Origin of the sequence: Muriicola marianensis, assembly GCF_014638095.1 — a bacterium.
Classification (GTDB): domain Bacteria; phylum Bacteroidota; class Bacteroidia; order Flavobacteriales; family Flavobacteriaceae; genus Muriicola; species Muriicola marianensis.
The window spans coordinates 179,853-194,968 of the sequence record NZ_BMFH01000002.1; the positions used below are offsets into that span (position 1 = coordinate 179,853).

Sequence of the window (15,116 nt, forward strand, 5' to 3'; positions counted from 1 at the left end):
AAACCGCTCTTAGAGCGGTTTTTTTATTTTCCGGCAAATAGCCATTTCTTGGCTTCCTTTCGCTTCAGGAAGAGTTTCATCTCATATCCCAGGTTATTCATAACCGTTTCTGTAAAAGAAAGGTGGTTGAATTGTTCTTCATTCTTGACCACGACAGAAAGTTTGTAATCAGGGAGCCATCCCATGTTGGTGGCAGCATTCACCAGATTGAATTTGGAACTTGTTGGATGTTGACCTTTGAGGTCGATAAAGGCCAAAATAAAATTCCGGGTGGTAGTCTTGCAAAGGTCGGCGATTGTACTCCATCGTTCTTGGGCCTCTTTAAACTCTTTTCCCGGAACGATCTCACCTTTTATGTGCACTTCGAGATATTCCGGATGCACCCTGTGCTCTAAGGTATATGGCATTTTGTGCAATTTTTTGTCAAAATATGAAAATAAGGACTTAGGTCAAAATGATACCCTCAGAGCCTTTTTCTGTCGGTTTAAGTTGAAAGACCGCCCCTGGGTTGAGTCCCGGTTCTTCATTGTGGGAGACAAAAAGCACGGCAGAATGGCTTTCTCTTCCGAGTTTGTTGACCAGGTGTACGACCAGTCTGGCTGAGTGGTCGTCCAGGTCGGCTGTGGGCTCATCCAGGATGAGTAATAGCGGGTGTTTGATCATGGCCCGGGCACACATAATAAGCCGTTGCTGCCCCTTGCTCAGGTCGTGGAAGTATGTGTCTTTCCGATCTTGAAGTCCCAGAACTTTCAGCCATGATCCGGCAAGTTCTCTTTGTTTTTCTGTGGGAAGGGTATACAGACCGATGGAATCTACCAGTCCGGAGATCAGCATCTGCTCAAGGGTATGGTAGCCCCGGAAGCGGTCTGTGAGGGCCGGGGTTATATACCCGATGTGTTGCTTGATGTCCCATACGCTTTCCCCACTTCCTTTTCGATGCCCGAACAGGTAGATCTCCTGCCCGAACGCTTTAGGACTGTCCCCTGTGATCAGGGAAAGCAAGGTGGTCTTCCCGCTCCCATTGGGCCCTCTCAATTCCCAGAAATCGCCGGGTGCGATCTTCCAGGAGATCTGATGGAGAACCTTTTTATCAAGGAATGAAACAGATACATCCCTGAGTTCAACCAGGTATTGGTCTGCGTAAGTGATAGTATCGGGGGGAGGGGGAAGGGCTTCCGGGAAGGGCTCCATCTCTTGGGCCGTTTCTCCGGAAGTGCCGTGTTTTCTCATCCCGATAAGATTTTCTCCCTTCCAAAAGAAATGTTTATCGATAAAAGGAAGTAGGTCTGATCTACGACTTAGAATCTGGATCACAGATACCTCAGACGAAAGTCCCGCTATCTTTTTCCGCAGTTCTTCCCGGAAAGATCGGTCCAGGTTGTCGAAGGGATTGTCCAGGATGAGATAATCCGGTTCCTGTTCCAAAATATAGGCAAACAGGGCTTTTTTACGCTCGCCGCTCGACATGGACTGAAGACTTTGTTCCCGATCGCGGGTCAGTACTTTCAGGTCGTGCCTCAATTCTTCCTCCATCCACCGCAGGATCTCCGATATAGAGAATAGCGCACCACTTTTACCTTCCAGTGACTCAAAACCCTCAGGCAGAGGTCCGTTGAGGAGCCTGTCGACCAGAGGCGCAACAGGAGTTGAATTGTCTGTAAAAATGGCCCAATGAGGTATCAAAACAGGTTATTTTATCACAGGAAAGAACCCTGATGTCTGGGCAAAGATAGTCCTTCGGGAGAATGTAAATTGGGAGTGCGCCCGGGAACGCTTAAAAATTTACTCTCAGTACGGCATTGGGGGTGATACCGAGGGAATTCTGAGTAAAATCCCTCGCTTCTCCCGGATTGCCCACCCGGTAAAACCGGCTCAGGGTATTGTCTCTGTCCAGTACATTCCAGACAGATACGCCCACCTGGGCATTGGTGCCGGATGTCAGGGAGAACAGGTACAGAGCTGAGAAATCTAAGCGCATATAATCCGAAAACCGATCAGAATTACTGGGAAGAAAATTGACCGCATTGTTCAGCACGGGTTGATTCTGGTCGGGCAGGGTTGTGGGTTTCCCTGTCCTCCAGTTCCACCCTGCAGCCATTCTCAGATGGTCAGCCTCATAGCTCATCCCGAGGGTCAGTGCATGTGTAATGTCATAGTTGTTGGGAAACGTTCGTTCCGGCAAGGTCTCAAAGGTATAGTCGGATTGCAGGAGGGAATAACTCAGCCAGGCACTGAGGTCACGTAATTGTTTGCGCACAAGGACGTCCATGCCATGAGCCCTGTAGCTGCCTATGGCTTTTTCGAATTCATACTGATTCTGGAATCCCTGACTTTGGGTAGTGACCCCATCTACATCCTTGTAAAAGCCCACGGTATTGATCAACCAGCCGGAACGGTTAAAACTCAGACCGACTGAACCCTGTTTACTTGTGATCACCGGGATCTCCTGTTCATCAGCCAGTTGCCAACGGCGTTTCTCAATCCCCAGAAAATCATTCTGGAAGTTGATCACCTGGGAAGTGTTCTGATGCTTGAACTCGCCCAGGATCTCCAGGTTGAACCCATCTGAAATACGCTGGTTGAAACTCAGACGGGGTTCCCAGATCAGTCTGTTGAATTTATCGAGGTAATTCAACCGAATCCCCATATTCGCACGGGTATCCCGGTCGCCTGAAAAATAACCCAGGGAAGTATACCCGCTGTGGACTCGTAGCACATCCCCATCGAGTCGCCTAAAGACGGGATCGTCCACATCATCCAGGTTGGTGACCTTTGTTTCCGTAAACTGATACCCCGAATTCCACTGCCATTGCTCCTTCACGCGCATGGATAAATTCAGTCGGGCCGCTGTTTCAGAGACCTTGTTCTCCTGTAGGAAACGCTGATCATTGGCGATATTCACATTGATTGCCCTGAGGTTGTAATCGGTATTGTAGATCTCGAGATCCGTACTGATCCTGTCATTCCAACGCCGCTCGTATCGGAGTCCGCCTGCGACTGTTCCCTGTGCGAGGCTGCTTTCACGCGAGATAGGGGTATTATTCACATTGGCATTTTCATTGAATACCAGGTCGTTTCTGGCCACGATAAAATTAAACCGCAGCAGGTCCTTGTCAGATCCCTTCCACAGCCATCGAAGCGAAGTGTCATAGAAATCGAAGCTCTGGTCAGAATTGATCACATTTCCGGCATTATTCTCCACTTCCGTATCCTGGGAGATCCTGTTGAAGTATTCGGTATAGGTGGGACTCACCACAAAATCGTTGATCGCTTTACGGGCCGCTACCTGGATGGAGGACGTGGCCCCGAGAGGTGTGTCCACTAATCCGCTGACATCGATAAAGTTCACTCCCAGGGAACCGGAAAACGTTTCATTGATCCTGTCATCGGTCTCCATATCGATGGTGCCCGAGACCCCATCCGTATAACGTGCAGGGGTTCCATTCTTCCGAAGGGAGACGTTCTGGGTGATCATGGGGTTAAACATGGAGATCAATCCAAAGAAATGACCCGACTGATACATCTTGATCCCGTCCCATAAAATCAGGTTCTGGTCGTTAGTCCCTCCCCTGATGTTGATATCTGAGACCGTTTCACTGACGCTTTGAATCCCGGGGAATGCCTGCACAGCCTGAAGGACATCTGTTTCTATAAGGCCGGGGAGAATGGTGAACCTATCGAAATCGATCTGGTAAGAACCGTCATCGAGCTGGTCGATCCCACGGATCAGGTAGTCATAGAGAACGATCTCGGCGAGTTGTACTTGCTGAGGTATCATAAAGATCTCCTCACAATTGCCCGGTTCATTCTTTGTGAATTCCTGTTCCAGATTCCGGTATCCCATAAAGCGAATCGAAACCAGGCCTTGAGCACTTCCAAGTTCTATTTCAAAATACCCGTTTTCATCAGTTATGGTTGATCCCACAGCGCTCTGTACAGTAGCAAAAGGGAGAGGGTCACCCGAATTACGATCCCTGAGATATCCGCAGAACAGTCGGGCTCCGGATTTTATCGAAATAAAATTGTCAGGTAGCAGGTTGAATATGAGTCCGCTTTCCTCAGACAAATAATCCAGGATCTGTTCTATACTCCATTCTTCTTTGGGGGGGATAAGCTGCAAACCTTCCACGACCTCGGAGGCATAGTTGAAGCGGTAACCTGTAGAAAGCGAAACCTGCTCCAGGATTTGCTTCAGGGGCAGGGGGTCTTGTTCTCGTTGTGAATAGCTGGAAAATCCAAGGCAAAGAATGATAAAAAGAAGTAAGAATCGGCTACTTTTCACGGGTTTTCAGAATCACCTTGTTTTCTTGTGTGAGGTCGTATGACAGGCCCAGGGGTTCAGTGATGGAACGCAGGGCGTTTTCCAGATCGTCATGGACAAACCCACCTGTAAACCGTGTATTTGCGGATACACCTTCGAGAATCACCTCAACATTGTACTGCCTTTCGAGTTCAGCGACCACCTCAGAAAAAGGAACCTCCCTGAAATCACTGATATTATCTTTCCATTGGGGCCCACTTAGAGAGGTGCTGCCCCGGGTCATTTTGCCATCGAGAAAGCTGAGGCTCTCACCTGCGCGTAATTCCTCTGTCTGGGTTCCGGAAACAACCCTGACATGTCCTTCATAGCAGATCACCTCAAAGGCAGACGCACGCTGTTTCACATTGAATTCCGTACCTAGCACAGAAACGGTCCCCCGGGGGGTGACCACATCGAATCTCGATCCTTTGGCCACATCAAAAAAGGCCTCTCCTTTTAGTTCAAGGGTTCGGTTATCCTCCCAGTTCCTTCGGTTATAGGTAACCGCACTCAGGGCGTTGAGTACCACCTGTGATTCATCTGGTAACTCTATAGTTGTCTTTTGGGCCGCGAGTGTTTCCACCTTCACTTCAGAGGGAAATAAAATGAAATAATACAGGGCGAACCCTATTACGAATACACTGGCGATCCTGAGGAGCCAGGTTGTAGGATGCAGCTTTCTGACCGGTACCTCCCTTGTCCTTATCTTCTTTTGGAGGGTTTCGAAATCTGATAGTTCTGAAAATTGAGAGGCTTTGAAATGCGAAGCATCAGCGATCAACCGCTCGTAAAAAGGATAGGCCTCTTCCTGCTGAAAAGTCTCCCTTTCAGCTTCGGTGAGGCTATCGTTCAGCCATTTTTCCAACAAGGATTTATCTTCCATGATGCTCGATCTTACCTATATAACAACTCAGTATCCGAAATTCCTGATTATTTTATTCGAAAATTTTCCAGTTCTTCCTTCAGAATGCCAAATGCCGAGTAAATCCGGTACTCCACGACCTTTCTGGTTACTCCCAACAGCTCTGCGATCTCTTCGTGTTTCTTTCCCTCCACCTTATTGAGGAGGAAGGCGACTCGCTGCTCTTCGGTAAGTTTGGCCAGTACCTGCTGGTACTTCCTGAAGTATTCTTCTTTCTGCATCAGAAATTCAGGATCTTCCCTGGTGATGTCGGCCGGTTTTTCCGAGCGATACCGCAGTACCACTTTGTGGTGTTTAATATCGTTCAGCACATTGTTGTTCGCTACCTTATATAAAAATGCCCGTGCCTTGGAGAAGGCCACTTTCTTACAGTTCTCCCAAAGTGTAATGAAGGCATCCTGCGTCTTGTCGTCCGGGTTGCAGGTCTCACCGTATTTGTAATACAGGTAGTTGTGGAGTTCGGCGGCATATAGTTCATGCAACCTTTTAAAGGTATCATCCTTGCAGACGTTCTCGTGTAATTCCCGGGTCAAAACAAATTCAGTAAGACAGCGTTAAAGATAAAAATTAAAATTTCTCAAAAATTTTTCAGGAGAAATAAGGACTTAGTTGTTTTAAGAGTAAACAGTTTAATTTAAATCTTATTATGCTATGAATTCAATTGTAAAGTTATTCTCGCTGATTCTGGTCGCCGCAATGGTGTTCACCTCCTGCCGGAAAGAAGAATCAGTTCTGATCGAAGGTCCTCAGGGACAGGCGCTACTGGCGAATTCCACCGTAGCCAATCTCATGCAGAGAACTGCTATGAATGATGGTTCTGACGATAATATAATCGATCAGGCCAATTGCTTTTCTCTGGCTTTTCCTTTTACTGTAGTTGTCAATGGAATGGAACTCACCGTAAATTCAGAAGAAGACCTCGATACGGTGGAGGATATCCTGGATGAGTTCGATGACGATGAAGACACCATAGAGATCGAATTTCCCATTGTTATTGTCCTGAGTGATTTCAGTGAGATCACGATCAATTCCCTGGATGAGTTTGAGACCTATGCCGATGAGTGTTCGGGGGAAAATGAATACGATGACGACATCGAGTGTATCGATATCGAATATCCTATCACCGTGTCCGTATTCGATACCAACAATGAACTGGTCGATACCATCACGATCAACAGCGACCAGGAACTCTATTTCTTTATCGATGAACTGGATGAGGATCTCATCGTAAATGTACAGTTCCCCATTACTCTGATCCTCTCAGACGGTACTGAGATCTCTGTATCTAATCTCGACCAGCTGGAGGATGTTATTGATGAGGCCGAGGACGACTGTGACGAAGATGACGACTACGACTACAATGATGACGACTGTGACAATTGTACCACTGAAGGCCTGGCTGATTTCATTACCGGTTGCGACGGCTGGTATGTAAAAGACCTGGAGAGAAATGACATGGACCTCACAGATCAGTATGTGGGATACACCTTTAGTTTTGACGCCGAAGGTAATGTCACTGCCGATTCCGGTACAGAAACTTTTACAGGTACCTGGGAAAGCAGTGGGTCCGGGAACTTTATCACCGTGAGTATCAATATTCCAGATCTCAGTGATTTCAATGCCGACTGGACATTGCACGAATTGGAGCAGTATGAGGATGAATTTGAGGTCGACCTGAGAATGGCGAATGATGATGAACTGGAATTCAGAAGTAACTGTGCCCCTTAACCTATGATTTTAGGGAGTGTCCAGGTCCTTCTATTGCCCCACAGGGCCTGGATCTCCCTTTTTTTTAAACACCTTCAATTAACTACATAAAGATTTTAAATCATGAAAAAGATCCTTTTAACCCTAGCCCTCCCAGCTCTTACTTTCTTCCTTACCCAGTGCTCTTCAGACAATACAGATGAAGAAATGCAGGACCCTGCTGTGGTAGCCCAGGCGGTCACTGACCTGGCTGTATCCGGGACATGGGTAGTCAGCAGTTACATTGATTCCGGCACTGATGAGACCAGCGATTATAGCGGTTATACGTTTTCCTTCAATACAGATGGAAGTTTGGTTGCAGACAATGGGAGCAGTATGGTAACCGGAACCTGGTCAGTGACCGTTGACGACAGTTCTGATGACGATGACTACGACAGCATGGACGATGTCGATTTCAATATCTTTTTCTCGGCCCCTCCGGCATTCGAGGAATTGACAGACGACTGGGACATTGTCTCACGGTCATCTACCAGAATAGAACTGATCGATATCAGTGGAGGAGACGGAAGCACGGATACCCTGATCTTCGTAAAGAACTGATCCAAAATATGGGGTCGGGATCCCCAACCCGATCTCCCGTGCTATGGGAAAGATTGTTCTCTGTTGTAAACTGCCCTGCAAAGGGCAGTTTTTTTGTTTTAGGTCTATTCTCTGGTAAACTGTATCCGGTCGCCTTCCTGCAGGCCCCAGGCTTCACTCAGGCCGGCATTCACTTCCAGGACAAACATGACCGGCTGGGTGGATGGCAGGCTTTCCTCCTGTAGCGGTTGGGCATCCTTTATAATGCTGGCGACAACGGAGTCCCGGTCTATATAGATGATGTCTAACGGAAATCTGGTATTCTTCATATAGAAACTGTGGTAAGCCTCTTCGGGGAATACAAAGAGCATTCCCTGTCCTTGTTCCATGCTTTCCCGGTACATGAGCCCGGTCTGGGTCTCGTATTCTCCTTCAGCGATCTCGATGTCGAGTCGGGTTATCAGGGAATCCGTCTCTCCCTTAAATAGGCTAAGGGAACCTTCTTTTGTAAAGGTGATGGGGGCTGTGGTGACGACTTTCCTGGGTTCGTCCTTGCACGCTGTCGCCAGGATAAGACCACAAAAGATGAGCAAATAGGACCAGTATGCGACTTTCAATCTAAGCAAGCTTTATGCTTTTGAAGGTTTGAACATAAAATAAAATCCTATCAGGATAAATGGCAGGCTGAGCCACTGGCCTGTAGACAGGAGTCCGAGTGATTCTTCAAAACCACCCTGACTTTTCTTCACGAATTCCACAAAGAACCGGATTGTCCACAACAGGACCAGGAAAAGACCGAACAAATACCCCGGACGATGCTTCTTATCGGTCTTCCAATAGAGGTAATACAGGAGGAGAAAGACAAAAATATAGCTGATCCCCTCGTAGAGCTGGGCTGGATGTCTGTAGGGAATGGCCTCCAGATATTCTGAAAACTGGGGGTTGTTCTCCAGAGCCTTGTATGCGGCATCTGCCGTTTTTTCCTTGGTGATGCGCAGGGCATTGGATGCCGGCATGTCGTCACTGTCCCTCACGAATTTCGTGGCGAAAAGGAAGGATTTATCCACGATCTTTCCATTGATCTCAGAGTTGAAAAAGTTCCCCAGCCTGACGCAAAATGCCCCTATGGATACAGGGATCACGACACGGTCCAGGACCCAAAGCATTTTAAAGCCCTTGTGTTTTCGAACATAGAGATACATGCCGATAATTATACCGATGGCGGCTCCGTGACTTGCAAGGCCGGTAAAACCGGTGAACTCATACCCGCTGATAATCCCAAACAGACTGCCACCGGCACGTTCGCGGATCGGGAGGAGTATCTCAACCAGGTGCTGGGAGTAATAGGGCCAGTCATAGAAGAACACATGGCCGAGCCGGGCACCCAGCATGGTAGCGATCACGGTATAGATAAAGAGGGAATCCAGTTCCTGTACCGTTTTCTTTTCGTTGAGGTAAATGCGTTTCATGATGAACCACCCAAGGGCAAAAGCGATGATCCACAACAGATTGTAGTACTTGATCTGCAGGAAGCCGATCCTGAACAGCGTATCAGCCGGATTCCATATAAAACCTAAAAAATTCATGAAGTCATTTTAGGGTCCTAAGATACACAAATACCCAGAGAGGGAAAGGATTTAGAAGGCTTCTCTGAGAATTCAATACCACCTTTGATCTCAGCAGTCTAGGGCACAGGGTCATAGCCACTGCCTCCCCAGGGATGGCAACTGAAAATACGCTTTACAGATAGCCAACCTCCTTTGAAAAGACCGTGTTTCCTGAGGGCCTCAAGCGTGTATTGTGAGCATGTCGGCGTGTATCGGCAACTTGAGGGCAGGTAAGGTGATATCAGTAACTGGTATCCTCTCACCAGGAAGATAAAGGGAGCGATGAGGATCTTTTTCATGAGATGCTGAAGGTAGTGCCTTCCTTCCCGTCCATAAGCTGAATACCCATGGCAGAGAGCTCATCCCTGATCTTGTCTGAGGTGGCAAAATCCTTGCTGGCCCTGGCCTCGTTCCTCATCTGGATCAGAAGGGAAACCACCCCGCTGAGTTTTTCCGAAATTGCACTGTCCTGGGCCTGAGATTCCAGTCCGAGGATATCAAAGACAAAATCATTCATCGTTTTCTTCAACACATTCAGGTCTTCTTCCGTAAGGCTTGCTTTGCCTTCCCTGAGTTGGTTGATGTATTTAACTCCTTCGAAAAGCACTGCGATTAGGACAGGTGAGTTGAAGTCGTCATTCATGGCGTCATAGCACCGTTTTCTCCAGTCCTGTATGTTGAGATCAGAGGTCTTGCCGGTTACCAGGCTGTCCATGAGGCCGATAGCATCCATGAGCCGCTGATAGCCTTTCTCAGAGGCCAGGAGGGCTTCGTCGCTCAGATCGAGGATGCTGGTGTAGTGGGCCTGCATCATAAAGAACCTCACCACAGCAGGGGAGAAGGGCTTGCTCAGCTGGTCGTTTTCCCCTGAGAAGATCTCATTGGGCAGGATGTTATTTCCCGTAGATTTTGACATTTTCTTCCCATTCATGGTCAGCATATTGGCATGCAGCCAGTATCTCACCGGGGACTGTCCCGTCGATGCTTCAGACTGGGCGATCTCGCATTCGTGGTGAGGGAATTTCAGATCCATTCCCCCTCCGTGAATGTCGAAGGTTTCTCCCAAATACTTTGTGCTCATGGCTGTGCATTCCAGGTGCCAGCCCGGAAACCCGTCACCCCAGGGAGAGGGCCACCTCATAATATGCTGTGGTTCTGCTTTTTTCCAGAGGGCGAAATCCTGTGGGTTGCGCTTTTCGTCCTGGGCTGTCAGCTCCCTGGTATTGCTGATCATGTCCTCCAGTTTGCGACCGCTCAGCTTCCCGTATTCATGGCTTTTGTTGAAGGTAAGGACGTCGAAATACACAGATCCGTTGGTCTCGTAAGCAAATCCCTTTTCCAGGATCTCTTTGATGATCTCGATCTGCTCAATAATGTGGCCTGTAGCCGTAGGCTCGATACTGGGAGGCAAGAGGTTGAATTTCTGCAGGATATTGTGAAAATCGACCGTATAGCGCTGAACGACCTCCATGGGTTCTATCTGCTCCAGCCGTGCCTTCTTGGCGATCTTGTCTTCTCCTTCTCCCGCGTCGTCATCTTCCAGATGCCCTGCATCTGTAATATTACGCACATATCTCACCTTGTATTCCAGGTGTTTCAGATAGCGGAAGATCATGTCGAAGGACATAAAGGTGCGGCAGTTGCCGAGATGCACATTGCTGTAGACTGTCGGGCCGCAGACATACATGCCTACATGGCCTTCATTGATGGGCTTGAAGACCTCTTTTTGGCCGGTAAGTGAATTGTATATTTTCAGTTGCTGATCTCGATAAAGCGCCATTGGGATCCTCGAGGATTAAAAGGTGGTATCCATGTTTATGTATTCCAAAAACTCCTTGCGTATAGCCTCTTCCTTGAATCGGCCACCGTACTCTGCTGTTACGGTACTGCTGTCTACATCCCGTATGCCCCGGGAATTTACACAGAGGTGTTTGGCGTCAATCACACAGGCCACGTCTTTTGTACCCAGCACTTTTTGTAGTTCGCGTACGATCTGTATGTTCATCCGCTCCTGCACCTGTGGCCTTTTTGCAAAATAGTCCACGATCCGGTTCATTTTGGACAGGCCAACCACGGTCCCGGCCGAGATATAGGCAATATGTGCCTTACCTACGATGGGCAACATATGGTGTTCGCAGGTAGAATAGACCGTAATATTCTTCTCCACCAGCATTTCCCCGTACTTGTACTTGTTCTTGAAAGTAGAGGACTTGGGCTTCCTGTCCGGGTGGAGTCCGCTAAATATCTCTTCCACATACATCTTGGCAACCCGCTTTGGAGTGCCTTTCAGGCTGTCGTCATCCAGGTCTAGCCCAAGGGTAAGCATAACGTCTCTCACACTCTGCTCAATGCGCTCAATTTTCTCCTGGTCTGAAAGGACAAAGGCGTCCGGCCTCATCGGTGTTTCTTCGGATGAGGAAAAATGGTCCTCTCCAACCCCTTCAAAATGGTCTTCCAGCGAACGTTTGAATTTCATGAAGTCAAGTCTTTTTCAAAGGGCAAAGATATACATAATATGGCACTTTACGCGGGATTATGGCCCTTACACAACATAAATTAGTGTTAAGGTAAGGGGTCAACTATTTTTAAGTTTTACATGTAAAACAAGGCCTGTTTATGAGAATTCCACTCGGTTTTCTTGTGATATTCTTACTTTTTTCCCTGAATGTGGTCCGTGCTCAGGTGGCAGAGGACTGCCTTAATGCCATCCCCATCTGCAACAATACCCCGGTAAATGGCGGGACCCAGGGCTATGGTGTTGACGATTTTGACAATGCCCCTGAAAGCGGTTGCCTGGAACCCACGATCACGGGGTATATCGAGTCTAATTCGGCCTGGTACCGATTCAGGACCGGGGCTTCCGGCCAGCTGGGATTCAATATCGGTTTTGATACTTCAGAGGACTGGGATTTTGCCCTGTACCGGGCTTCTGATTGCGATTCACTGGGCGATCCCGTCCGCTGTAATTTCTTTGACAACAGTGATGAGGATGCCTACATGGGAGTGGGTGAAGACCCGACAGGAAACACGGCTAACGTACAATACGAGGAGTGGATACAGGTAGAACCGGGAGAGGATTACTACCTGCTGATCAATAATTTCAGCAACAACAACTCCGGCTTCTCCATACAATTCTCAGGTCAGATCTTCGAGACCAACCCCAACGATGCTCTGGATTGCTCTATCATCGATAATCTCCTGGGTGCACCCATAGCTGCCTGTGACAATGAAACGATCATCCTGGACGCCACCACTACCAATGCCCTTTCGTATACCTGGTATACCGACACAGGGATGGGATATCAGGTGATCCCAGGGGAAACCGCTCCTACGCTAACTGTAAATTCATCGGCCATGTACCGGGTACAGGTAGAAATGCCCGCACCACCCAACATCATCAGTGAGGTACAGGTCGCCTTTTCAATAGCCCCGGTGACAAATCCTTTGGCAGATGAGACGGTATGCGTTGAGAACGGAACTTTCGACCTGGAACAGAAAGACTCCGAAGCCCTGGGTGCCCAGGACCCGGCTACACATTCCGTCAGCTATCACTCCTCCCAGGCCGATGCTGACAGCGGGACCAATGTCCTGCCTAAGAATTATACCATCACATCAGGGACAGAAACGATTTATGTCAGGGTATCCAGCCTTGACAATCCGAGGTGTTATGACGCCACTGAGCAATTTACACTGGAAGGTTTGGTGACGCCTGACCTGAACTTCGATGATCAGGTTTTTATTTGCGAGGATACATCAGGTGAGCTCATTGGAGAACTCTATCCCAATGCCCAGTATACCTATCAATGGGACAGTGGGGAGACCACGCCCAGTATCAGCGTAACCCAGCCAGGGGATTATACCCTTACCGTCACGAATACAACGGGCGGACTCGCCTGTGCTGCGAGTAGAACTGTGACAGTAACCGTTTCCGATCCGCCGCTGATCTCCGAGGTATTAATTGATGACTTGCAGACGGCTAACACCGTTGAGATCGTCAACGGGGTGGAGGGCGATTTTGAGTATAGGCTAGACGAAGGACCTTTCCAGGCGTCGCCTGTATTCCGGGAAGTGAGCCCGGGGATGCACACCGTAACAATCAATGACCTCAATGGGTGTGGGACCGTAACGGAAACCATCATTGTGGTGGGCTTTTCCACTTTCTTCACCCCGAATGGGGATGGGGCAAATGACTACTGGCAGATCGTAGGTATTGAGACCCTACGGGAACCCGTAGTACAGATCTTCGACAGGTTCGGGAAGTTGTTGTTTGTGATGGAGGAGGATTACCTCGGGTGGGATGGAACCTATAACGGGATACCCGTTCCCTCTTCAGACTACTGGTTCAAGGTCTCCTTCCTCGATGAGAACGAGCAGCGGGTAGAGGCCAAATACGTGAACAATCACTTCTCCCTGAGGCGTTGACCCTGCCTTTTTATCTGGGTAAACCGTTCATCGATTTACCGCCAAAAAGTGGGTTGAAAGTATACTAAATCCACCCCCATCTAGTTATACATACTGTTCGAACATTGTTCCCTAGCCCTCAATTCTATGCGTACGTTAGTTTGTGGTGTATTTCTGCTTTGTTTTTGGTCTGTTGGCTTGTTCGCCCAGAATTCCCCTGATTGTCGCAGTGCTATCCCGGTCTGTGCCGATGCGCCCATCAACTCTTTTGCCGATGGGGCAGGGGACATCGATGATTTCGATCCCGATGTGATCAGGCAAAGCGGATGCCTGGAGAAAGGCAGTGTCAGTTCGGCCAATATTGAAAACAATACTTCCTGGTACGTGTTCAGAGCCGGGACCCGGGGTCAGATCGGATTCGACATAGAAGCGTTGCCGGGAACCAGCGGCACGGTCACCGCAGAATGGGACTTTGCCCTTTACGGCCCGGATGTGGACTGTGCCAGTATTAGCAACGGTACTGCTCAACCCATCCGCTGTAATTACGAGGTGAATGACACCAATTTCACAGGTGTGGGAGTGAACCCTGAAAATGGACAGGAAGGTGCCCCACCCCTCACGGGAAGCCAGAATACTTATGACGAATGGCTTATCGTGGAAGAAGGGGAGATCTATTACCTGCTCATCAATAATTTCAACACAAATTTCGATGGAGACCCCGAACCTTTCCAGCTAACCTTTACGGGGTACTCAGTGGACCAGGACCAGAACACAGCCCTGGACTGTACCCTGAGGGACGAGTTCCTCGGCCTAGACATCGTAGCCTGTGAAGGAGACCCCGATATCGTGCTGTCTGCCCTGAATTCTCCTGCTGGTCCTGATATTGCCAATGTGACCTGGAGTGTAGACTATGAGGATGACGGAGTGATCGACCAGGTACTTGCTTCCGGACCTGCAGAGACGACTTACACGGTCACCAGTCCCAATTCCGGTCGTTATTTTGTGGAGATCATCACGAACCTCGCAACGACCATTACGGATGATATACTGATCACCTTTTACGGAACCCCTGTCCTCCAGGAAGTTATCATTCTGGACGATCTCTCTGACAGCAACAACATAGAGATCGTGGTAGACGGTGACGGAAGCTACGAATACGCCATCAACGGGGGTGAATTCCAGGATTCTGCCATCTTCTTCGATGTACCCCCGGGAGAGAATACGGTGATCATCAATGACAAGAACGGCTGTGGCTTTACGGATCCCATTCCTTTTCTGGTGGTGGGATATCCCAAGTTCTTTACCCCGAACGGAGACGGGATACACGACGCCTGGAACATACTCGGGATAGAGACGCTTACAGACCCGGTGGTATTTATCTTCGACCGCTATGGGAAACTGCTCAAGCAGTTAGATGAGACAACCATTGGATGGGACGGCACCTTTAACGGGAGGCCCATGCCTTCCTCCGATTACTGGTTCAGGCTGGATTATTCCCGTGATGAAGGGGGTATCATTGTCGCTAATTCCGTGAGGACACATTTTTCCCTGGTACGATAAAAAAAAGCCGGCATTTGCCGGCTTTATCTTTTCAAAATCT

General features: G+C 48.7%; 14 protein-coding genes. 4 read left to right on the forward strand and 10 right to left on the reverse strand.

All coding sequences use genetic code 11. The annotated features are described in order from the left end of the window. Window positions 1–23: 23 nt before the first annotated feature. The 5 genes from IEV19_RS11775 to IEV19_RS11795 form a co-directional block, all read right to left on the reverse strand. Complete coding sequence (locus IEV19_RS11775) at window positions 24–407, reverse strand: hypothetical protein (RefSeq protein ID WP_188370937.1); 384 nt, start codon at window positions 405–407, stop codon at window positions 24–26. A gap of 37 nt (window positions 408–444) precedes the next feature. Beyond that, on the reverse strand, window positions 445–1,683 hold the full coding sequence (locus IEV19_RS11780) for an ATP-binding cassette domain-containing protein (protein ID WP_188370938.1): 1,239 nt from the start codon (window positions 1,681–1,683) through the stop codon (window positions 445–447). A 91-nt stretch (window positions 1,684–1,774) separates the two neighbouring features. Then, window positions 1,775–4,282 (reverse strand): TonB-dependent receptor, encoded by a 2,508-nt coding sequence (locus IEV19_RS11785; RefSeq protein ID WP_188370939.1) that lies wholly within the window; start codon window positions 4,280–4,282, stop codon window positions 1,775–1,777. Continuing rightward, the gene (locus tag IEV19_RS11790; protein ID WP_188370940.1) at window positions 4,272–5,183 is read right to left on the reverse strand and encodes a FecR family protein; all 912 of its coding nucleotides are present in this window, start codon (window positions 5,181–5,183) and stop codon (window positions 4,272–4,274) included. Before IEV19_RS11790 ends, IEV19_RS11785 begins: the two co-directional genes overlap by 11 nt. A gap of 47 nt (window positions 5,184–5,230) precedes the next feature. Further along, entirely contained in the window at window positions 5,231–5,755 is a 525-nt protein-coding gene (locus IEV19_RS11795; protein ID WP_188370941.1) for an RNA polymerase sigma factor, read from the reverse strand. A 118-nt stretch (window positions 5,756–5,873) separates the two neighbouring features. On the opposite strand from IEV19_RS11795, the gene IEV19_RS11800 reads away from it, so the two are divergent. Together IEV19_RS11800 and IEV19_RS11805 are read left to right on the forward strand one after the other, a co-directional pair. Then, window positions 5,874–6,950, forward strand: coding sequence for a lipocalin/fatty acid-binding family protein (locus IEV19_RS11800; protein WP_188370942.1), 1,077 nt, complete (start codon window positions 5,874–5,876; stop codon window positions 6,948–6,950). A gap of 102 nt (window positions 6,951–7,052) precedes the next feature. After that, complete coding sequence (locus IEV19_RS11805; protein ID WP_188370943.1) at window positions 7,053–7,529, forward strand: hypothetical protein; 477 nt, start codon at window positions 7,053–7,055, stop codon at window positions 7,527–7,529. A 104-nt stretch (window positions 7,530–7,633) separates the two neighbouring features. Here IEV19_RS11805 and IEV19_RS11810 read toward each other — a convergent pair whose 3' ends face one another. The 5 genes from IEV19_RS11810 to folE form a co-directional block, all read right to left on the reverse strand. Further along, entirely contained in the window at window positions 7,634–8,125 is a 492-nt protein-coding gene (locus IEV19_RS11810; RefSeq protein WP_229732595.1) for a DUF192 domain-containing protein, read from the reverse strand. 12 nt (window positions 8,126–8,137) lie between these two features. Then, on the reverse strand, window positions 8,138–9,094 hold the full coding sequence (gene lgt / locus IEV19_RS11815; protein WP_188370945.1) for a prolipoprotein diacylglyceryl transferase: 957 nt from the start codon (window positions 9,092–9,094) through the stop codon (window positions 8,138–8,140). Window positions 9,095–9,192: 98 nt separating this feature from the next. Beyond that, window positions 9,193–9,414 carry a membrane protein insertion efficiency factor YidD gene (gene yidD / locus IEV19_RS11820; protein WP_188370946.1) on the reverse strand — a complete coding sequence of 74 codons (222 nt, stop codon included), beginning with the start codon at window positions 9,412–9,414 and terminating at the stop codon, window positions 9,193–9,195. Continuing rightward, on the reverse strand, window positions 9,411–10,895 hold the full coding sequence (gene cysS / locus IEV19_RS11825) for a cysteine--tRNA ligase (protein WP_188370947.1): 1,485 nt from the start codon (window positions 10,893–10,895) through the stop codon (window positions 9,411–9,413). The genes yidD and cysS overlap by 4 nt, the downstream gene beginning before the upstream one ends. A 15-nt stretch (window positions 10,896–10,910) precedes the next feature. Continuing rightward, entirely contained in the window at window positions 10,911–11,591 is a 681-nt protein-coding gene (folE, locus tag IEV19_RS11830; RefSeq protein ID WP_188370948.1) for a GTP cyclohydrolase I FolE, read from the reverse strand. 140 nt (window positions 11,592–11,731) lie between these two features. On the opposite strand from folE, the gene IEV19_RS11835 reads away from it, so the two are divergent. Both IEV19_RS11835 and IEV19_RS11840 read left to right on the forward strand, forming a co-directional pair. Next, window positions 11,732–13,537 carry a T9SS type B sorting domain-containing protein gene (locus tag IEV19_RS11835; RefSeq protein WP_188370949.1) on the forward strand — a complete coding sequence of 602 codons (1,806 nt, stop codon included), beginning with the start codon at window positions 11,732–11,734 and terminating at the stop codon, window positions 13,535–13,537. A 126-nt stretch (window positions 13,538–13,663) separates the two neighbouring features. Next, window positions 13,664–15,076 carry a T9SS type B sorting domain-containing protein gene (locus tag IEV19_RS11840; protein WP_188370950.1) on the forward strand — a complete coding sequence of 471 codons (1,413 nt, stop codon included), beginning with the start codon at window positions 13,664–13,666 and terminating at the stop codon, window positions 15,074–15,076. Window positions 15,077–15,116 lie beyond the last annotated feature (40 nt).

Bases quoted from the DNA above. Each gene is read 5' to 3' on its own strand.
- IEV19_RS11805 (WP_188370943.1), top strand. From the start codon at position 7,053: ATGAAAAAGATCCTTTTAACCCTAGCCCTCCCAGCTCTTACTTTCTTC.
- IEV19_RS11775 (WP_188370937.1), bottom strand. From the start codon at position 407: ATGCCATATACCTTAGAGCACAGGGTGCATCCGGAATATCTCGAAGTG.
- yidD (WP_188370946.1), bottom strand. From the start codon at position 9,414: ATGAAAAAGATCCTCATCGCTCCCTTTATCTTCCTGGTGAGAGGATAC.
- IEV19_RS11800 (WP_188370942.1), top strand. From the start codon at position 5,874: ATGAATTCAATTGTAAAGTTATTCTCGCTGATTCTGGTCGCCGCAATG.
- IEV19_RS11790 (WP_188370940.1), bottom strand. From the start codon at position 5,183: ATGGAAGATAAATCCTTGTTGGAAAAATGGCTGAACGATAGCCTCACC.
- folE (WP_188370948.1), bottom strand. From the start codon at position 11,591: ATGAAATTCAAACGTTCGCTGGAAGACCATTTTGAAGGGGTTGGAGAG.
- IEV19_RS11835 (WP_188370949.1), top strand. From the start codon at position 11,732: ATGAGAATTCCACTCGGTTTTCTTGTGATATTCTTACTTTTTTCCCTG.
- IEV19_RS11840 (WP_188370950.1), top strand. From the start codon at position 13,664: ATGCGTACGTTAGTTTGTGGTGTATTTCTGCTTTGTTTTTGGTCTGTT.
- cysS (WP_188370947.1), bottom strand. From the start codon at position 10,895: ATGGCGCTTTATCGAGATCAGCAACTGAAAATATACAATTCACTTACC.
- lgt (WP_188370945.1), bottom strand. From the start codon at position 9,094: ATGAATTTTTTAGGTTTTATATGGAATCCGGCTGATACGCTGTTCAGG.